The sequence below is a fragment of the Halomonas sp. LC1 genome, from assembly GCF_030247125.1.
GTDB lineage: Bacteria > Pseudomonadota > Gammaproteobacteria > Pseudomonadales > Halomonadaceae > Vreelandella.
Map to the genome: position 1 here is coordinate 20,704 of NZ_JASSPG010000002.1, position 20,464 is coordinate 41,167.

The 20,464-nt window shown below is 59.2% G+C and carries 14 protein-coding genes; 6 read left to right on the top strand and 8 right to left on the bottom strand.

The window, feature by feature from the left end:
- Positions 1–6 precede the first annotated feature (6 nt).
- Positions 7–1,299 carry an ATP-grasp domain-containing protein gene (locus QIT27_RS03015; RefSeq protein WP_285262850.1) on the bottom strand — a complete coding sequence of 431 codons (1,293 nt, stop codon included), beginning with the start codon at positions 1,297–1,299 and terminating at the stop codon, positions 7–9.
- 428 nt (positions 1,300–1,727) lie between these two features.
- On the opposite strand from QIT27_RS03015, the gene QIT27_RS03020 reads away from it, so the two are divergent.
- The 3 genes from QIT27_RS03020 (at position 1,728) to QIT27_RS03030 (ending at position 4,630) form a co-directional block, all read left to right on the top strand.
- Positions 1,728–2,531, top strand: coding sequence for a Crp/Fnr family transcriptional regulator (locus QIT27_RS03020; RefSeq protein ID WP_285262851.1), 804 nt, complete (start codon positions 1,728–1,730; stop codon positions 2,529–2,531).
- A gap of 322 nt (positions 2,532–2,853) precedes the next feature.
- Positions 2,854–3,837, top strand: coding sequence for an ectoine hydroxylase (gene thpD / locus QIT27_RS03025; RefSeq protein WP_285262852.1), 984 nt, complete (start codon positions 2,854–2,856; stop codon positions 3,835–3,837).
- 127 nt (positions 3,838–3,964) lie between these two features.
- Complete coding sequence (locus QIT27_RS03030; RefSeq protein WP_253017430.1) at positions 3,965–4,630, top strand: fumarylacetoacetate hydrolase family protein; 666 nt, start codon at positions 3,965–3,967, stop codon at positions 4,628–4,630.
- A gap of 81 nt (positions 4,631–4,711) precedes the next feature.
- Here the strand turns inward: QIT27_RS03030 and speA are convergent, their stop codons facing one another.
- Together speA and QIT27_RS03040 are read right to left on the bottom strand one after the other, a co-directional pair.
- On the bottom strand, positions 4,712–6,634 hold the full coding sequence (gene speA, locus QIT27_RS03035) for a biosynthetic arginine decarboxylase (RefSeq protein ID WP_285262853.1): 1,923 nt from the start codon (positions 6,632–6,634) through the stop codon (positions 4,712–4,714).
- A complete protein-coding gene (locus QIT27_RS03040; RefSeq protein WP_159343208.1) occupies positions 6,631–7,590 on the bottom strand; it encodes a homoserine kinase in 960 nt (319 codons plus the stop codon). Before QIT27_RS03040 ends, speA begins: the two co-directional genes overlap by 4 nt.
- A gap of 173 nt (positions 7,591–7,763) precedes the next feature.
- On the opposite strand from QIT27_RS03040, the gene polA reads away from it, so the two are divergent.
- The gene (gene polA, locus QIT27_RS03045; protein ID WP_285262854.1) at positions 7,764–10,529 is read left to right on the top strand and encodes a DNA polymerase I; all 2,766 of its coding nucleotides are present in this window, start codon (positions 7,764–7,766) and stop codon (positions 10,527–10,529) included.
- Between the two features lie 112 nt (positions 10,530–10,641).
- Here the strand turns inward: polA and QIT27_RS03050 are convergent, their stop codons facing one another.
- The gene (locus QIT27_RS03050; protein ID WP_253017436.1) at positions 10,642–11,667 is read right to left on the bottom strand and encodes a Fe(3+) ABC transporter substrate-binding protein; all 1,026 of its coding nucleotides are present in this window, start codon (positions 11,665–11,667) and stop codon (positions 10,642–10,644) included.
- 239 nt (positions 11,668–11,906) lie between these two features.
- Here QIT27_RS03050 and QIT27_RS03055 point away from each other — a divergent pair, with 239 nt between their 5' ends.
- On the top strand, positions 11,907–13,004 hold the full coding sequence (locus tag QIT27_RS03055) for an ABC transporter ATP-binding protein (protein WP_285262855.1): 1,098 nt from the start codon (positions 11,907–11,909) through the stop codon (positions 13,002–13,004).
- 25 nt (positions 13,005–13,029) lie between these two features.
- On the opposite strand, the gene QIT27_RS03060 is transcribed toward QIT27_RS03055, so the two are convergent.
- The 4 genes from QIT27_RS03060 to dctP form a co-directional block, all read right to left on the bottom strand.
- Positions 13,030–14,730, bottom strand: a complete 1,701-nt coding sequence (locus QIT27_RS03060; protein WP_285262856.1) for an ABC transporter permease — start codon at positions 14,728–14,730, stop codon at positions 13,030–13,032.
- 162 nt (positions 14,731–14,892) lie between these two features.
- Positions 14,893–16,221: a TRAP transporter large permease gene (locus QIT27_RS03065; protein ID WP_159343203.1), complete on the bottom strand. Its 1,329-nt coding sequence runs from the start codon at positions 16,219–16,221 to the stop codon at positions 14,893–14,895.
- Entirely contained in the window at positions 16,218–16,721 is a 504-nt protein-coding gene (locus QIT27_RS03070; RefSeq protein WP_159343202.1) for a TRAP transporter small permease subunit, read from the bottom strand. The genes QIT27_RS03065 and QIT27_RS03070 overlap by 4 nt, the downstream gene beginning before the upstream one ends.
- 77 nt (positions 16,722–16,798) lie before the next feature.
- The gene (gene dctP / locus QIT27_RS03075) at positions 16,799–17,902 is read right to left on the bottom strand and encodes a TRAP transporter substrate-binding protein DctP (protein WP_139526297.1); all 1,104 of its coding nucleotides are present in this window, start codon (positions 17,900–17,902) and stop codon (positions 16,799–16,801) included.
- A 332-nt stretch (positions 17,903–18,234) separates the two neighbouring features.
- Here dctP and QIT27_RS03080 point away from each other — a divergent pair, with 332 nt between their 5' ends.
- Entirely contained in the window at positions 18,235–20,436 is a 2,202-nt protein-coding gene (locus QIT27_RS03080; protein WP_285262857.1) for a tRNA(Met) cytidine acetyltransferase TmcA, read from the top strand.
- The last annotated feature ends 28 nt before the right edge of the window (positions 20,437–20,464 follow it).

Genomic DNA, 20,464 nt, shown 5'->3' on the forward strand with positions numbered 1-20,464 from the left:
GTCTCCTTACGCATCGATGGGCTCGATGTCGAAGTTGAGAACATCGAGGCAGTACTGGTAGTTCTGCTCGATCTCCTCGTGGGTGTTGCCGGTGACGTAGAGCGTGCCTAGGCGATAGCAGAAACTATCTTGGTGCATCAGGTGGCTGAGCTGCTGGCCAGGTTCGACATCGATCACGACATCGGTATGTGGCAAGCGCGCCTTGAGCGCGGCGATCTCTGCCTGGCTGGGAATGCGTTTGACCACGCCATCGTGGTGGGCAAAGGGGATGAAGCACTTGGCAGCAATGGGCGCGACCCCCTGACGGTTGAGCAGCGATGGCCGCTGACCCAGGGCAATATCCACGGCGATTTCATGATTCGACATGCCATCGACCAAGACGAAAATCTCACTATGAGATTGCGAAATGCGCGTATTGACTTCGATGAGCCAGAGCTTTTCTCGCGCCTCGTCCCACATGAATTCCACGTTGAAACAGCCGTTGTTGTAGCCAATATGGGCCAGGAAGGTTTTGGCGGTTTCCACCATTTTGTGGTGAACGTGCTCAGGCAGGTTGCTGGGATACTCCAGGCGATCAAAGAGGGCAATGGAGTTCTCGGCTTTAGGTTGGGAAATAATGCCGTGAATATTAAATTCGCCATTAAACACCGAGCCTTCCGGGGCGCCTTGCACACCGCTAATGATCTCTTCGGCGATACACGCATTGCCATTTAAGTGAATAATCTCCTCGGGTACGTCTATATAAGCAAGTGCTTCATTAAAGGCATCGCCAAGTTGACGAATGCCCGCGCGTATTTCCTTAATGGCCTGTTCGAAGTGTAAGGACGACTCAATCTTGAACCCTAAATGAGAAGAGAACGCCTTCACTGGTTTCAGCCAAAATGGATAATCGAGCGTTACCTGGGAGAGTGGGTCCTCCGCAAAAGGGTCGATGCCGCAAAACTTGGGGACCACGTCGGGCACGACCTTTTGCTGCTCTAAACGGCTCCAATACTTATGTTCGCATTTTAAAACGCTGGTGATTGAGGGGGAGGGGAGGTGGTGCTGCTGACAGAGAATCGGCACGATGACGCTCGTGGGAAAGTCCCACTGTGCAATGATCGCATCGACGGTGCCGGGGTAAGCGGTGAGTTGTTCGTTGGCTAGTGACAGCAGATGATTAAAAGAGACGTTATCTGACTCTACGGCAGTGCTGACGTCTAGTAATCCATGTATCTCCAAGTCCTTGCGCTCTCTCAGTGTTTGCATGGCGCGTGTTTGCTTATCTTCTAAAGCAATGACGAAAACGTTGCGTTTCATGTGCGACTCCCTGAATGGTTGAGTGGGCTATCGATCCCTATAACCCCAGACTGGAGCCTATGAAAGACGTTTTTTACTTTCCAGTATTTAGGTGTTTAAAGTGGCGATAATTAATGTATATCACGAGAATACTTGATAAGATTCACCCATGAATGTATCTCTAGGTTTTTTTGTTCTTTATTTTGTTAAGGTCGATAGTTGATATAAGATTAGCGTCAAGCGGCCGACGAGAATGAGGTGTCGATAGTTTAACAAATGTTAATAATCAATGTTTTGCTGGCTTTTATGGTGGCGTGCTATAGAAACTGTCTTGTTTAGTTATTTACATTTGTCTATATTTCTGTCGCGTTATCTTCCTTTCTATATATCAGTATTATAACTGGTTCCTGGTGAGTATAGCGTTTGTCTAACTACAAAGGAGTGTAGAGATGAATAAGATTACTGCAGAAGAGTATAAGCAAGTGGAAGATGGAAATCGCAAAGGTTTACACGGCATCGACGGTGATGACAGCTCTTGTATAGATATCGTCGGTGTCTTGAATCTATATGGTGAATTAGGGGCCGAGGCTCGGGAGTCGTTGGCCCATATCAAGCACAAACCGGTGGAGCTGCGGCGCAATCAAAAGGTGTTTTCGCTCTGCGAAGGGCGCGCTGACATCTTTGTCGTGAAAGAGGGATGGTTGAGCCTGTCTCACGCCACCAGTACCCGCGGTCAAGACATCTGCAATGTCTTCATGCCCGGTGATATTATCGGCATGCGAGAGAGCTTTTTCGAAAGTCACGATATCGTGATCGTCTCATTGACGCACTGCAAACTCGAAAAAGTATCGGTGGATGATTTGCACGACCTGTTTAAACACCATGAGGAAATACGAAAAGCGATTACGTCGTATGTCATGGTGAACGATAATATTACTATCGAGCGGTTAAGAAGTTGTACGCATCATCGGTCGGAAGAGCGCGTGGCACACTTTCTTCTTGAAGTGTATGCGCGCTTTGACTTTAAAGGTCTGCTAACCAGTAATGTGTTTTCGTTCCCGGTAACGCAAGATGTCGTAGGAGAGTTATTAGGAATGACGAGTGTGCATGTCAGCCGTTGTATGACTGCGTTAGAGCAGAAAAAGCTGATACGCAAAACACGCAATAGTGTGAAGTTGTTAAAGCCTGAAGAGATGGTGCGCAATACCGGATTTGATCGGGATTTTATTTACGGGCATTTGTGCCTTGGTTAGCACACCGTAGAGTTAAAATAACCAGAGTGGCGCTTGAAAAGGCTATTCTGGTTTTTTTAGGTCGACTGTTTGATGGCGGCTGCCACGATAGGTGTGTTTAGTAAGTGTTAAAGTTATAAGAAATAGCGATAATTTATAAGCGTATTTTGCAGCAGCGACTGGGCGCATTGTAAGATGCCCACGAATAAATGTCATAACCCACGTTATGAAAGGAGACATCCTAGGTTGCAAGCGCAGAGGGGTTGGCTACCCTATCTACTGCGCTGTGTTTCTAAATGAGACACGTTTTAACTGAAGTTTAATCATACAAGGAGTGGATTAGATGACAGTCAGCAATACACCGCTAAAGAACGTAACCGCCCACAAACAGTACAGCGAGATGGCCGATGTGCCCACGGCGGGCAATGCCAAGGTGGCGGATGCCTATCCCACGCGCCTTGCCCAAGCGCCTGAATCACTCACCCAGCCCCGCCAGGATGGTGTCGTAAAAGGGCGTACGTTGCCGGGGCCATTGAGTCAAGCTCAGCTCGACGAGTTCGAACGCAACGGGTATCTGTTCATCCCCAATCTGATCGAGGGCGAGGAGCTGGAAGCGCTGCGCCAGGAGATGAACGCGCTGTTGAGTAACGACGCCTACCGGGACAAGGCGTTCAGCATCACCGAGCCCGAAAGCCATGAAATTCGCTCGCTGTTTGCCGTGCATCAGCTCTCTGAACGCTTGGGGGCATTGGCCAGCGACGAACGCGTGGCCGGCGCGGCCCGGCAGATCATCGGCGACAATCCCTACGTGCATCAGTCGCGTATCAACTACAAGCCGGGCTTTGCCGGTAAAGGCTTCAACTGGCACTCGGACTTCGAGACGTGGCACGCCGAAGACGGCATGCCGAACATGCACGCCGTCAGCGCTTCGCTGATCTTGACCGACAACCACGAGTTCAATGGCCCGCTAATGCTGATCCCTGGCTCGCATATGGAATTCGTGCCCTGCCTGGGAGAAACCCCGGAGGATAACCATAAACACTCGTTGAAAGCCCAGGAGGTGGGCGTTCCTAGCCCGGAAGCGTTGACCCATCTGGTCGACAAGTACGGGATCGAGGCCCCGAAGGGCAAGGCGGGCGGGCTGCTACTGTTCGACTGCAACACGTTGCATGCCTCCAACGCGAACCTGTCGCCAGACCCGCGCAGCAACGTGTTCTTTGTGTTCAACCGGCCCGATAACCGCTGCGTCGCGCCGTTTGCCGCGCCGAAACAGCGTCCCTCGTTCTTGGCGCATGGCCCCGAGGAGCGCGGGTACCCTGAGGCTTAAGCGTCTCAAACGTCGACGCCGAGTGGAAATGCGCGGATGACACTGTGGAACATGGGCATGGCTGGGGTAGACTAATGCGCCTGTCGTTGCGAATGCGGCACGCATAATGAGAAGGAGAAGACCCGCCATGCGTTTTGTTCCACAGTTTACCGATGGTCAGGAATTTCCCCACGCGCTGGGCAAGGTCGTCTGTGTCGGCCGCAACTATGCCGACCATGCCAAAGAGTTGGATAACCCGGTTCCCAGCGAGCCGCTGCTGTTCATCAAACCCGGCACTAGCGTCGTGGATTTAACCAAGCCGCTCGACCCGCCGTTTTCGCGGGGAGATGTGCATTACGAAGTCGAGCTGGCGCTGCTGGTGGGGGAGCGTCTGACCCACGCCACGCAGGATGAAGCCGAGCGTGCCATCGCCGGTATTGGCTTGGCAATGGATCTTACCCTGCGCGATGTGCAAACCAAGCTAAAAGAGAAAGGTCACCCTTGGGAAATTGCCAAGGCCTTTGATGGCGCTTGCCCGCTGTCGCCTTTTTTGCCGCTGAGCCGCGTGCCTAACTGGAACGCGCTGGCTTTCACCTTGGAAATCGACGGTGAAGAGCGTCAGCACGGCGAAGGGGCGGACATGATTTTTGCCATTCCCACGCTGGTGGCGGAGATGAGTCGTCACTTCACCCTGGAGCCGGGCGACGTGATTTTGACCGGAACGCCAGCCGGCGTTGGCGAGCTGCCCCGTGGGGCCTCGCTGCGTTTGACACTCACTGGCGGCCTGGAGATCGTCACCAGCGTCGTCGAGTAAGGCAGCTGAGCTGCTCGCTAGTGACGCAAAAGCCACCGAGATACTCGGTGGTTTTTTTTATCGCCGGACGTGCCGGTGGGGTTACTCCAGGTAGGTGTAGCCCTCGAGCCCCTCGGTCAGGCTGGCAGCAAAGTGCGCCTGCTCTTCAGGGGAGAAGCCGCTGGTGACCAACTGCTCGGTGAGTTTCTGTTTCAACACGCGGGCGTCGAAGTTCACGTACGCCAGCACGTTGGCTACCGTGTCCCCCGCCTGCGGGTTAGAGAGCACCCACTCGCCGTCCGCGCCGAGCGCCGCATCGACGGAATCGGTGTCGCCGAACAAGTTGTGCAGGTCACCCAGGATCTCTTGGTACGCCCCCACCAGGAAGAAGCCCAGCCAGCGCTCGTCCTCGTTGGCCCACTCGGGCAGCGGTAGGGTGCTTTCCACCCCTTGGCCATCCACGTAGCTATCGATCCGGCCATCGGAGTCGCAGGTGATGTCTTGAATCACCGCGCGACGGGTCGGCGCTTTGTCCAGCCCGGTGAGCGGGAGCACCGGGAAAATCTGTTCGATGCCCCACACGTCCGGCACCGACTGGAACAGCGAGAAGTTGACGAAAAGCTTATCCGCCAGCTTTTCGGCCAACTCGTCCATGATTTCCCGGTGGGCGCGGTTGCGGGTATCCAGCTTGCCGCGCAGGCGCGTGCAGGCGGCCATGTAGAGCCGCTCGCCCTCGGCGCGGGCATTGATGTCGCTCAGCCCCAGAACGAAACGGTCGTGTAACTCGCTGACCGCTTGCAACAGGTCGTGCCATGCCTCGACCAGCACCCGGGGTTCTTGGGTATCGGCCAGCTGCTCGAACACCCGCCATAGCTCTTCAACCTGCGGGTCTTCTTCCTGGGTGGCGCGCTCAGGCGGCGTGTCGTTGACGCGCTCTTCACCAATGACATTGGTGATCAGCACCGCATGGTGAGCGGTCAGCGAGCGGCCGGATTCGCTGATCAGGTGAGGCTGGGGCAGATCGGCTTCTTGGCAGAGCTGGGAGAAGGCGCTGACGACATTGCGGGCGTACTCCTGCATGGAGTAGTTGGCCGAACAGTAGCTGCGCGAGCGAGTGCCTTCGTAGTCGATGCCCAAGCCGCCACCTACGTCGACGGTGTCGATGGGCGCGCCCAGGCTCATCAGGTTTTGATAGAAGCGCGCGCACTCCCGCAGGCCGCGCTGAATGTCGCGGATGTTGGCGATTTGCGACCCCAGGTGGAAGTGCACGAGCTGCAGGCTGGCCAGGGCATCTTCGGCGCGCAGGGTGTCGACCACTTCCAAAATCTGGCTAGCGGTGAGACCGAATTTCGATTTCTCACCGCCGGTGTTCTGCCACTTCCCTTTACCCACCGAGGCCAGCCGTGCCCGCAGGCCAATGCGCGGCGTCACGTCCAGCTCGCGAGCCTCTTCGAGAATCAGCGCCAGCTCGGAGAGTTTCTCCACCACCAGATACACTTTGTGGCCGAGCTTCTCGCCCAGTAGTGCTAGGCGCACGTACTCGCGATCTTTATAGCCATTGCACACGATCAGTGACGAGCCGCCATCCGACAGCGCCAGCACCGCCAGCAGCTCCGGCTTGCTACCGGCTTCCAGGCCGACGCGGCCGTTACCGCGCTCGGAGGTCGCCAGAATCTCTTCCACGACGCGGCGCTGCTGGTTCACTTTGATGGGGTAAACGGCGGTATAGCCGCCCTGATAGTCCACGTCCTGCATGGCGGCATCGAAGGCACCGCAGAGCTGCTCGACGCGGTCGTGGAGAATATCGCTAAAGCGCACCAGTACCGGCAAGCGCAACCCGGCAGTTTGCAGCTGGCGCACCAGCGCGCTGATAGGCAGCGCTGGGCCTTCTGCATCGCTGCCTAGCGGACGCACCAGGGCTTGGCCGTGATCGTCGACGTCAAAGTAGCCGCTGCCCCACTGGTCCATGTTCCAAGTGCGGCGGGCACGTACGGCGGGACTGCTGGTCGTTGCCATGTCACTCATGAAGATGCCTCTGGAATGGGAAGTGCGCCCCACGCGATGCGTGCCTTGAGGATCACGCGGAAGCGTTCGGGGTCATGGGGGGTCAAGTCGTGGGCCGGCGGGTCGACATACACCACCAAAAGCCGCGACAGCCAGTAACGCAGTGCCGTCATCCGCAGCATGGTCGGCCAAAGGGTGCGCTCGGTCTCGGTGAGCGGACGACGCGCCTGGTAGGCGCTCAAGATCGCATGGTAGCGCTCGGCATTCAGCGAGCCATCCTCGTTGGAGGCCCAGTCGTTGATCACAATGGCGAGATCGAACAGCAGGTCGCCGGTGCAGCCGTTGTAAAAATCGATGATGCCGCCGAGGCTGTCGCCTTCGTACAGCGTGTTGTCACGGAACAGGTCGCCGTGCAGTGCCCCCTGGGGCAGCGCGCCATGCTGGTTGAAGGCGCTTTCGTAGTCGTCCACTTCGTTTTTCATCAGCGTTTGATCATCCGGGCTGATGTAAGTGAGCACTTTGTGGTGGACCGCCCGCAGCCAGTGCAGGTCGCGGGGATTGGGGCGGTGTCCAGGGAAGCGTTGCGACACCTTATGCAGCCGCCCCAGCGTCGTGCCCAGCGCTTGGCACTGAGCTAGATTGGGCGCGCTGGGGTGTTTGCCCGGTAGGCGCGGGAACAGCAGGGCGGGCTTGCCCGCCAAACTGTGCAGGGCAACGCCTTCACGGTCGTGAATGGTGCCCGGCACCGGCAGGCGGTGCTCGTCTAGGTAGTCGAGCAGTTCCACGAAAAACGGCAGCTCTTCGTGCTCGCCCTGTTCGAACAGGGTCAGCACCAGCTCGCGGCGGTCGGTGGTCACGAAAAACGTCGAATTCTCCGTACCGCCTGCCACACCCTGAAGCGCGACAAAGCTGCCAACATCAAATTTTTCCAAAAACGCGGCGACCTGTGCGTCGCTAAGCGGGGTGAATACTGCCATGAGGATCTCGCCCAGGTTGCTAAGCCCATTATTGTAGCGGCTTGCCGCGCGAGTTGGCAGCGTTGTGTGGCGATGCGCCTCGTGTTTTACGGCTCTTTTCTGCAGCCCCGGCGCTGAACGCGTATCATAGAGAACAGACATCCTTACCGTTTTGCTGACTATGGAATTTGGTTATGGCCCGTGCCCCAATCGTGCTCGTCGATGGCTCTTCGTACCTCTACCGCGCGTTTCATGCGCTGCCGCCGCTAACGACCTCTAACGGTCAGCCGACCGGGGCCGTGAAGGGCGTGCTGAACATGCTCAAACGGCTGATGAAAGACTACCCCGATAGCCCCATGGCGGTGGTGTTCGATGCGCCGGGTAAAACCTTCCGCGATGAGCTGTACAGCGACTACAAGGCCCATCGTCCGCCCATGCCAGACGACCTGCGTAGCCAAATCAAACCGCTGCACGCCTGTGTCAAAGCCCTCGGCCTGCCGCTGCTATGCATCGAAGGGGTCGAAGCGGATGACGTGATTGGCACGTTGGCGCACCACGCCACTCAGGCTGGCCGTGACGCGGTGATCTCCACCGGCGATAAAGACATGGCCCAACTGGTGAACGGCCACATCACTCTGGTCAACACCATGAAAGAGGAAACCCTCGATGAAGCGGGCGTGGAGGAGAAGTTTGGCCTGCCCCCCGCACTGATCATCGACTTTCTCGCGCTGATGGGCGACAAGGTGGATAACATCCCCGGCGTGCCGGGGGTGGGCGAAAAAACCGCCATCGGTCTGCTGCAAGGTATGGGCGGCGGTTTGGACACGATTTATGGCGATTTAGAACGCGTGACCACCCTTGGTTTTCGTGGCGCGAAAACGTTACCCAAAAAACTGGAAGAGCACCGGGAGCAGGCGTTTCTCTCTTATCAGCTGGCCACCATCAAAACCGACTGCGACCTGCCGGTGGGATTGGATGATTTGGACATTGCCCACCCAGACCGCGAAGCGCTGGTCGAGCTGTACAAAGAGATGGAGTTCAAGCAGTGGCTCGCCGAGCTGCTGGAAGGTAACGACGAAGGCGTGGACGATGTGGCAGGGGGCGAGCCCGTCTCGGAAGCAGCCGACAGCGCGACGGAGACGGCGCCGACCGAGCGCCATGATCATGTGATTACCGAGCAGGCCGAGCTGGAGGCGTGGCTCGAACGGCTCAACGAGGCCGAACGCTTCTGCTTCGATCTGGAAACCACCAGCCTGAACTATATGGATGCCGATATCGTCGGCGTTGGGATTGCCCTAGAGGCAGGCGAGGCCGCCTATATTCCGTTGGCTCATGATTATCTGGACGCCCCGACCCAGCTGGACCGCCATACGGTTCTTCAGGCGTTGAAGCCGCTACTGGAAGACCCCACCAAGACCAAGATTGGCCAGAACCTAAAGTACGATATCTCCGTGCTCGCCAACGTGGACATTCATGTCGTGGGGCCGCTTGCGGACACCATGCTGGCCTCCTACGTGCTCAACTCCACCGCCACGCGTCACGACATGGATTCGCTGGCGTTGAAGTACCTGGGCGAGAAAACCATTTCCTTCGAAGAGATCGCAGGCAAAGGCGCCAAGCAGCTCACCTTCAACCAGATCGCCCTGGAGCAGGCGGCGCCTTACGCCTGTGAGGACGTGGACATCACCCTGCGTCTGCAAGATACCTTGCGCCCGCAGGTCGAACGGGAAGGGCGGTTGGCCGAGGTGCTCGACCGCCTCGAGCTGCCGCTGATCAACGTGCTGTCACGCATCGAGCGCAACGGCGTCGCCCTCGATGCCGAGCGCCTGCACGAACAGAGTCAGCAGCTCGAACAGCGTATCCGTGAGTTAGAGAGCAACGCTTTCGAACTGGCGGGCCGCGAGTTCAACCTGGGCTCGCCCAAGCAGTTAGGGCAAATTCTGTTCGACGAGCAGAAAATCCCGGTCATCAAGAAAACCCCGAAAGGCGCGCCGTCGACGGCGGAAGCGGTACTCGAAGAGCTGGCGCTGGACTACCCGCTGCCTAAAGTCATCATGCAGCACCGTGGGCTGGCCAAGCTGAAATCCACCTACACCGATAAGCTGCCACGCCTGCTTAACAAGACGACTGGGCGGGTTCACACCAGCTACCATCAGGCGGTCACGGCGACTGGGCGGCTGTCGTCGTCGGATCCCAATCTGCAGAACATCCCCATCCGCACCGAGGAGGGGCGCAAGATTCGCCAGGCGTTCGTGGCGCGCCCTGGCTACCGCATCGTCGCGGCGGACTACTCTCAGATCGAGCTGCGCATCATGGCGCATCTATCGGAGGACAAAGGGCTGCTGGAGGCGTTTGCCGAAGGGCGCGATATTCACACCGCGACGGCGGCGGAAGTCTTTGGCACCTCGCTGGACAAGGTCTCTGCCGACCAGCGCCGCAGTGCGAAAGCCATCAACTTTGGCTTGATCTACGGCATGAGCGCTTGGGGGCTTTCCCGCCAGCTGCACATCGACCGCAACCAGGCGCAGACCTACATTGATCGCTACTTCGACCGCTACCCCGGGGTGGCTCGCTACATGGACCGTATTCGTACCCAGGCGGCGGAGGATGGCTTTGTCGAAACCGTGATGGGGCGGCGGCTCTACCTGCCGGAGATCCACTCGCAAAACCGCAACCGCCGACAAGGCGCCGAGCGTACGGCCATCAATGCGCCCATGCAGGGCACGGCGGCGGATATCATCAAGCAGGCCATGATCGATGTAGATGCGTGGCTAGCGGAGGGGGAGTTCGACGCGCTGATGGTCATGCAGGTGCATGATGAATTGGTGTTCGAAGTGGCCGAGGCCCAGGTGGATAGTTTTATCGAGCAGGTGCAGACACGCATGCAGGCGGCGGCATCGCTCAACGTCCCGCTGATCGTAGAAGCGCAAAGCGGCGCGAATTGGGATGAAGCTCACTAACGAACGAGAGAGCACTCGCCCATAACACACAACCCCCACAGCGGTCGCTGCGGGGGTTGTGTTTAGTGCGTTACTTAAGCACCGGCTTCAAAAGCGTGTGCCCAAGCCGCGCTTAACGCCAGCTAACGCGGTCGAAGATACGTACCGCTTCCGGGTTGTTCTCACCCAGAATGCTGATGTTGATGTCGTCTTTGGCGAAATCGCCCCAAGACTCCAGCACCGGGTTTTTCTTCACGCCTTCGACCACCGGGAACTCGTAGTTGCGCTCGGCCAGCACTTCTTGCGCTTGGTCAGAGGCCAGGAACTCCAGGAAGCGAATGCCGTTTTCCGGGTTTTGCGCGTTGGCGACCAGGCCAGCACCGCCGACGTTCACGTGGGTACCGCGATCATCCTGGTTGGGGAAGATCACGCCCACTTTACGCGCGGCTTCACGCTCGGCGGCATCGTCAGAGTGCAGCAGACGCACGTAGTAGTAGTGGTTACCGACCGCGAGGTTACACTCACCGCTAGCAACGCCCAGAATCTGGTCGGTGTCACCGCCTTCCGGGTCGCGAGCCATGTTGTTCACGACGCCCTGGGCCCACTCTTGCGCGCCCTCTTCACCGTGGTGCTCGATCATCGACGCCAGCAGGGACTGGTTGTAGATGTTGTTGGAAGAGCGGATGCACACTTGGCCTTCGAACTGCGGATCGGCCAGGTCTTCGTAGGTGGCGATCTGACTCGGGTCGAAGTTTTCGCGGTTGTAGTAGATCACACGGGCGCGCTGGCTAAAGCCAAACCACATGCCTTCCGGGTGACGCATGGACTCCGGCAGGCGCTCGTTGAGCACGTCAGAGTCTACGCTTTGAAAAATGCCGTCTTGCTCCGCGCGCCACAGGTTGCCCGCATCCACGGTCAGCATGACGTCGGCAGGGCTCGCGACGCCTTCACGCTGCATACGCTCCATCAGCTGGTTGGCGTCGCCTTCCAGTACGTTCACTTCAATACCCGTCTCGTCGGTGAACGCTTGGTAGAGAATCTCGTCAGAGTCGTAGTGACGAGCAGAGTAGATGTTGACTTCGTTAGCGAGTGCGCTGGTGGCAAACGCGGAACCGGCCATGATGGCGGCAACGGAAGCCGAAAGACGTGCCTTTTTCATAAAAAATACCCTGAATGTTTATGATAATAAGTTGCATTAGCGCCGTAGCGTATTGAAACGCCTTGGTCGGAACGCGTCAAGTGAAATGATAATGACACGCATCTATTTTTGTAACGCGGCGCATTGCCGGGCAAACGTGCATCTCTTGCCAATAGAAAATAGAATGCAAATACCTTTTAACCGTGTTTGCAACGGCTTCGCCCCTGCGTACTCGTTGTGAACAAACTATGGGTGAACGAATGACGGCAACAGTCTCCCTTTCTGACGTGGCCGCTCCCGCACCGGCGCTGTCGCTGCGCGGTGTGCAACACACGTTTGCAGCCAATCACGTCGTCAAAGGCATCGACCTCGACATTGCCCAGGGCGAGGTGGTCTGCCTGCTTGGCCCGTCTGGCTGTGGTAAAACCACGCTACTGCGCATCGCCGCAGGGCTCGAAGTGGTTCAAGAGGGCACCGTCAGCTTAGAAGGGCAGGCCATCGCTGCCCCGGGCAAGCGTCATGTGCCGCCGGAGAAGCGCAATGTCGGGCTGGCGTTTCAAGACTCTGCCCTTTTTCCGCACTTGAGCGTGCTGGAAAACGTCACCTTTGGTTTGAAGCATCTGCCCTCTGGCCAGCGCCGCGCCCGGGCACTGGAGCTATTAGCGCAGCTGGGCATGGCCGATTACACCGAGACCTATCCTCACATGCTCTCGGGCGGCCAGCAGCAGCGGGTGGCGCTCGCCCGCGCCCTGGCGCCTACCCCCAAACTGATGCTGCTGGATGAGCCCTTCTCTAGCCTGGATGCCCGTCTACGTGACCGGATTCGAGACGATACGCTGCACGTGCTGAAAAAGCTGGGGTCTGCGACGCTGCTGGTCACCCACGACCCGGAAGAGGCGATGTTCATGGCTGACCGCATTGCCTTGATGCGCGATGGCAAGATCGTCCAAACGGGCACGCCGCGGGAGCTTTACTGCGCGCCGGTCGATCCATTCGTCGTGACCTTTTTTGGGGAGGTAAACGAGTTGGACGGCGTGGTTCAGGAAGGTGTGGTACACACCCCGGTAGGAGACGTGGATGCGAGCTGGCTGCCCGAAGGCAGCGCCGCGCAGGTGATGATTCGCCCGGAGGCGCTGCGCATCAAAGAGCGCGACCTGCCGGCCGATACCCATAGCCACAGCCACGTGGTGATGGCGAAACTGCTTGGCCGCACGAGCTTGATACACCTCTGCGCCCACGGCGTGGATGGCCAGGAGGCACACCTCCACGCCCGTGTGCCGGGTGTCTTCCTCCCCCAGGAGGGTCAGCCGATCGATATCGATCTCGACCACTCCCAGGTGTTCATCTTCCCGCGTTAAGCGCCTGGTGTTGTAAGGCGTCTACTTACTCGGCTTGGCTGCCTGGGCGCGCCCGGCGCATCGCCAAGCTGAGTAGAATCACCGGCAAAATACCCACTACCACGATGGTCAACGAGGCCGTGGAGGCCTCCGCCAGACGTTCATCGGATGCCAGGCTATGGGCGCGCACCGCCAGGGTATCGAAGTTGAACGGGCGAAGGATGATCGTAGCGGGCAGCTCCTTCATCACGTCCACGAAGACCAGAATGCCGGCAGCCAATAGGCTGCTGCGCATCAGCGGCGTATGAATGCGCCGCAGCGTCCCCCCAGCGGTTTGCCCCAGCGTGCGTGAGGCGGCGTCCATGCTCGGGGTGACCTTCCCCAGGCTTGCCTCGACCGCGTTGAACGACACCGCCAAAAAACGCACCACGTAAGCGTAAATCAGGATGAATGCCGTGCCGCTGAAGACCAGCCCGATGATGGTGTCGTAATGAGTATGCAGCCAGGTATTGAGCGCGTTATCCAGCCAGGCGAATGGAATCAAAATGCCCACGGCCACCACCGACCCCGGAATGGCGTACCCCATCGCCGCGATGCGGGTAAACAGCCGTGCACTGGGGGAGTCGTGTAGCCGCACGCCGTAACTCAGCAGCACCGCTAGCCCCACGGCAATCAGCGCTGCTACCGTCGCGAGGCTCAGGCTGTTCATGGCAAAGCCGATGAAGCGCGTCCCAAACAGGCTGTCGCCGGTGGTGATCGCCATCTCCAACAGAATGCCGCTGGGCAGCAAGAAACCAGCGCCGATTGGCAACAGGCAAGCCAGCGTTGCCCCGGCGGCGTGCCATCCGTGCAACCGATATTCGGGTAACTGCTGATAGCGGTTGGTGGTGTGGAAGTAACGGCGTTTCCCCCGCGACCAGCGCTCCAGTAGCACGAAGGCAATCACGAAGGTAAGTAGGCAGGCGGCCAGCTGGGCCGCAGCAATCGGCTCGCCCAAGCCAAACCACGTGCGGTAAATACCGGTGGTAAAAGTGTCCACACCAAAGAACTGGACCGCGCCGAACTCATTGAGCGTCTCCATCAACACCAACGAGACGCCGCCCACCAGCGCCGGGCGCGCCAGCGGCAGCGCCACGCTGCTGAATAGCCGCCAGGGCCCGCGTCCTAGTGTACGCCCGACATCCAGTACGCACACCGACTGCTCTAAAAACGACGCCCGGGCCAGCAGGTAGACATACGGGTAGAGCACGAAGGTGATCAGCGTAGCGGCACCGCCCAGCGAACGCACGTTGGGGAAGTAGTAATCGCCCACCTGCCAGTCGAACCACTCCCGCAGCAGGCTTTGTAGCGGCCCGGCCACTTGCAGAAAGTCGGTATAGGCGTAGGCGATCACGTACGTCGGCACGGCCAGCGGCAGCAAAAGCGCCCACTCGAACAGACGCTTGCCAGGAAAGCGACACATGACGACCAGCCAGGCGGTGCCGGTGCCGATCACGAGCGTCCCTAGCCCTACCCACAGCGCTAACCAGAAGGTGTTGGAGAGGTAGCGGGGTAGGACCGTGCTGGCCAAATGCTGCCAAACACCCTCGGTGGGCATCACGATATGCGCCAATACGACCAAGATGGGGAGCGCCACGATCAGCGCGATCAAGAACAGCGCAACGGACCACGGGCTGAGCGACAGCGTAAAGCGTGAAGCGAAACCTGACAGCAGAGCCGAGGGTGAGCGGCGAGCAGGCGTAGACACGTCGTGGACTCCTTGGACGAGAGGCAGCGTGGCTCGTCAATGCGAAAAAATAGCGGCTGCAAATAGTATCACCTGGGCTAGAAGGGTGCAGCCAGCATTCCTATGGGCAAAAAAAATCCCTCCGCGGTGCGGAGGGATGCGTAGCGTCCGAGGATGACGCGATCAGTAACCGACCATCAGGCTTGGCAGCCCGGTGATCAGGCCAGGGAAGATCGACATCAAAATACACGCCAAGATGATGATGATCACGAAGGGCACCACCGCTTTGTAGAGATCGACGATCTCGACGCCAGGCGGCGCGACGCCTTTCAAGTAGAACAGCGCATAGCCGAACGGCGGGGTCAGGAAGGAGGTTTGCAGGACCACGGCCACCATCACCACGAACCACAGCACGTCCACGCCCATCTGAGAGATGATGGGGAGCATGATCGGGAAGCTCAGCAGCACGATACCGGTCCAATCCAGGAACATGCCCAAAATGAAGACCAGGAACAGCATCAGCAGCAGCGCGCCAAAGGTGCCTCCCGGCATGGCCAGCACGAAGTCGCTGATCACCGTCATGCCGCCACCAATCGAGAACACGCCGGTAAACGCCGTGGCGCCTACCAGGACCAGCATCACCATGGTGGTGGTTTTGCCCGCTTCGATCAGCGTGTTGTAGCAGGTCGAGAGCTTGCGGTCACCGAAGATCAGGAACAGCAGGAAAGCGATGAACACACCAATCGCCGAGGCTTCGGTCGCGGTGGCGATCCCGGTGAACAGGGCGCCGAGTACGCCCAGAATCAGCGACATCGGCGGTACGACGTATTTACCCAGCATGATCAGCAGCTCTCTGGTGCTGACCTCGGCGCGCTCCTCTTTCGGCACTTTGGGGCCATAGCTGGGTTTCAGCCAGCAAATCAGCACCACGTAAAGCGCGTACATCACCCCCAAGAGCAGCCCAGGAATCAGCGCTCCGGCAAACAGCGCGCCCACGGACACTGGCGAGTAGCTGGCCATCAAGATCAGCATGATGCTGGGCGGAATCAGAATGCCCAGGCAGCCGCTCGCCATGATCACGCCCGCGCTGAGCTCTTTGTTGTAGCCATACTTGAGCATCGGCACCAGCGCGATCATCCCCATGACCGCAATGGACGCCCCGACGATGCCGGTAGTGGCCGCCAATAGTACCGACACCACCACCACGGTCAGCGCCAGGCCGCCGCGCACGTTGGCCAACAGCAGACGCATGGCGTCGAACATCTTCTCCGTCACGCCGGAGTCGTTGAGAAAGCGTGCCATCAGAATGAACAGCGGAATGGCGACCAGCACATAGTTGTCCATGGCGTTGCCATAGACGTTGTTGATGATGATGCCGAGAGTGTTGATACCGGGGCCTAGATACGCGCCGATGACCGCCATACCGCCTAGCACAAAGGCGAGCGGATGGCCCATAAACAGCCCCACCAGCAGTCCGCCAAACATCACTAGCGTTAGTAGTTCTGCACTCATGCGGACTTCTCCTCACGCAGTTGCATGATGGCGCGTAGGACGATGGCAATCGCCTGCAGCAAAATCAGCGCGGCGGCCACGACGATCACCCCTTTCACCGGGTAAACGGGAATCGAGACCATGCCGTAAGTCGTTTCACCACGGCTGAAGGAGCGCTCGAAGAAGCGCCAGCCGTAGGTCAGCAGCAGCCAAATGAACGGCACGAAAAAGACCAGGTAGCCAATGAGATCCAATACGGCCTGTTTCTTGCGGGATAGCAGCCGTTTCACCACGTCGACTTCCACGTGGGCATGATGGCGCAGCCCGTAGGCGGCCATGAGCATGAAGTGGGCGCCAAACAGCATTTTCGTCACATCGAACGCCCAGTCGCTGGGGCGGCCAAAGAAAAAGCGCGACACGATGTCGTAAAGCACGATAAGGGTAATGATGGCAATTAACGGCGCAATGATGCGGCCAAACAGCTCGTTAATCGCATCGATCGCCTTGGCAATCGCATTCATGGAAGATCTCCGCAACTGAGCTAAGGCCGCCCCAACAAGGGGAGGGGCGGCCGTGTTACGCTTTTATAGTGAGTGCCTTACAGGCAGGCTTCGATCTCTTCCAGTGAGGGCAGGTTGTCCATGGTACGGCTCATGTTGAACGGGGCCGTCACATCACGCCATGCGGCGTACTCTTGCAGGTAGGTGATCATGGAGTGGTAGACCTTGGCGTGGTCTGGGTTTTCACAGGCACCGCGTACGATGACCTCGTTGGTGATCTCTTGGATACGCGCCAGGTCCTCTTCCGAGAACTGATTGATGGTCACGCCCGCGTCGATGAACTTCTGGGTCGCTTCGGTGGACTCGCGCTCAGACCAGGAGAGTGACCACGCCATGGTGGCTTCGGCAGCGATACGCAGTTTGGCCTGGGTCTCTTCGGAGAGTGCGTCCCACGCGTCTTTGTTGATCATGACGCCGAACACGCTCGCCGACTGGTGCCAGCCGGGGGTGGCCCAGTAGTCGGCGACTTCGGCAAAGCCTGCATTGAAGTCAACGCCAGGGGTGGAGAACTCACCTGCGTCGATCACCCCACGCTCGATGGCTTGGTACACTTCGCCACCGGCTAGCGTGACCTGGGAGCCGCCCAGCTCTTCGAGCACGCGGCCCTGGTCACGGCCGGAGAGACGCAGACGCTTGCCTTCCAGGTCGGCGATGCTCTCGATGGGCGTGCGACCCATGAAACCCGATTCGTTGTTGGTGATGCCGTAGGGCAGGTACACCATGTTGTACTGGCCGTAGATCTCCTGGTAGAGCTCGAAGCCACCCCACTGTTGGATCCAGTTCAGATAATCGACACCGTTGAACAAACTGGTGGTGGTGGCTAGCGGCGAAAACGCCGGATTCAGGCCCGCCCAGTAGCCGGGCCAGTCGCCTGCGGCTTGAATGGCACCGGTTTCGGTCGCATCGAAGACCTCGGTACCAGGCATCAAGGTGCCGCCTGCGCGGAAATTGATTTGGACTTCATCGCCCGCCAGTTGATTGACCAGCTCGGCCCAATGCTGATCGATCTTGATCAGGTCGAGGTTCTCCGGCCACGTGGTGGTCATGGTCCACTGCTCCTGCGCTTGAGCGGTAGACGTGAGGGCGGCGAAGGCGACGCCAGCGGCAAGGCTGGTGAGTGCGAATTTTGTGGTCTTTTTCATTGTATGTTTCCTGGTACTTTGGCGGTTAGCGTTATTAGTGTTGGAGACCTGAAAGCAGGAAAGTACAGCGAGCAGGCTGACGTTTACGTAAAGTAAAACAACGCTGCGCTGCATCGCTAAGCTAGCACACTCCACCCGCTGCAACGCAATATCAGTAAATCAAGGAAGTTAACGCGGCGGCCATCGCAGAGAAAATGTGAAAAAAGCCGTTAAAACATTGCTTTAAAAGGTACTTCTACGCTCTTTACTCTGTCTTGAAGGGTGAGAAAACGTTGAAAAGCCCGGGTTTGTTCAACCAAAGTTGTAAGAGAATTCTTGCCTAAGGAGCCGCTATGGGCGGGTCACGCCACGCCGACCCCACCTCACCCCGCAAACACGTCGACAGGGAGGCTGCCACGCTCGTTTGTCATGCCCACCGTTTAAAGCAGCGGGGCTGGCGCGGGCTGGTGTGGTTAAGCGGTGCACCAGCGCAGGCCCGTCAGCAGGCACTGGCGCTGTGGCAGGCCGCCGACTGGCAGGCACCCCTTTGGGTGGGCGATGCCCAACAGTCCGCCGTCGCTGCCAGTTTACCTAGCCGTAAAGCGCGTACCCGGCTGGGTGCCGAGCACCAGCTAGTGATCCTCGATGCCAGTGGCCACGAAGGGCTAGACCCCGATGCGCTGGGTGCGCTGGCGGGGACGGTGAGCGCGGGCGGCTTACTGGTACTCGTCACGCCATCGTCATGGGGCTGCCAGCCCGATCCCAACTACGCTCGCTTTGCCGATTACCCCTGGCCTTGGGAGCACCTCAGTGCCCACTACCTCACGCGTATGGCCCGCTTGCTGGGGGCGTCGACCGAGGTAGTGCGCTGGCCGGTGGGAGGAGCGCTGCGATTGCCGACCTTGGCCAAACGGCCGAGCGCCCCTGAGTCCTGTGAAGACACCGACTGTCTTACTGCGGACCAAGCCTTGGCGGTGAGCGCGCTGGTCAAGCTCAAGCGCCGTCGACCGCTGGTGGTGACCGCCGACCGGGGGCGGGGCAAGAGTGCTGCCCTGGGCATTGCCTGCGCACGGCTACTGCAACAAAGCGACGGTGGCGAGTGGCTGCTCACCGCGCCTCGGCTGAGCGCCGTGGAGAGCGTCTTTAGCCGTGTGGCGGCGCTGTGCCCGGCGCTACAGCGCCACGGCCCTGCCGAGGTGTCGCTTGCCAACGGCAGTCGGCTGCGCTTCTTGCCGCCGGATGTACTGACAGAACAGATCGAGCAAGGCGCGCTAGGGGGCAGCGGCAGTACGCTGCTGGTGGATGAAGCTGCCGCCATTCCGGCGTCGTTGCTGGCCCGCTGGCTGGCGGCTTTTCCGCGCATTGCGTTTGCCACGACGGTGCATGGCTACGAAGGCTCGGGGCGCGGCTTTGCGCTGCGTTTTCGCGATGTGCTAGACCGCCAAGCGCCCCAGTGGCGTGAATTGACGCTGCAAACGCCAATACGTTGGTCAGCCGGCGACCCGCTGGAAGCCGTCATTCAACACCTGCTTTTACTCGATGCACCGCTGCCCAAAGCAGAGCCACACCAGGGCGAGCGGCTTCCCAGCATGGTGATTAGCCAAGCACAGCTAGCGGAGCAGGTCATTCTGCTGGAAAAGCTGTTTGGCCTGCTGGTGCAGTCCCACTACCGCACCACGCCGAGCGATTTACGCCAGCTGCTGGATGGCCCCGGCACGTCGCTGCGCATGATGCTAAGCAGCGATGGGGCTGACCCCCAAGCGGTACTGGTCACGCGAGAGGAGGGCGGCTTTGATGCCGCGCTTGCCGAGCAGGTAGCGCGAGGCGAGCGCAGACCTCAGGGGCATTTGTTGGCGCAGTCGCTGGCGGCCCATTGCGGCAGCCGTGAGGCGCTAACCGCCCGCTGGCGGCGGGTGGCGCGTATTGCCACGCACCCTCAGCGCCGCCGAGAAGGACTAGGAAGGCAGCTCCTAGAAGAGGATATCGATAGCGCCACCCAGCAAGGGGTGTCCCTGTATGGCGCCACCTTCGGGGCGGAAGCGTCGCTGCTGCGCTTCTGGCGGGCGCTAGGGTTCGTGCCAGTGCGCTTAGGCATGACCCGCGAAGCGGCGACCGGCGAATACGCCGTGATGGTCGCCAGGGCGCTCAACCCGGAGGGGCGCGCGGTGCTGGACACCTTGAGGAGCGGCTTTGCCGCTTCGCTGCCTAGCCTGCTGGCCTTCGAGCTGGCCGCATTGCCTGCGTCGGTCGTGGCGCTGCTGCTCGCTGCACTGCCCGCCCAGCCGCTCGGCACGGCCGAGCGCCAAGCCATTCATGACGTAGCTTATGCCCGTCGCGACCCCGCTCTGGCCCGACCCGCGCTACAGGCGCTGACGAGAGAAGCCAGCCGTCAGCCGCTGGGCGAGGCGCAGCAGGCACACCAGCAGCTCGCCGCTTGGGCCTACCAAAATCAACCACTGGCCAAGGCGCAGAACGACGCCGTGCAGCGCTTGCGCGATGCAGCTCGACAGGTGATCACCGCGTGCGCGCTTTTCCCCAGTGAGCCAGAGCGGTAAAGTAAGCCGGTTATCGATAATGAAGAGT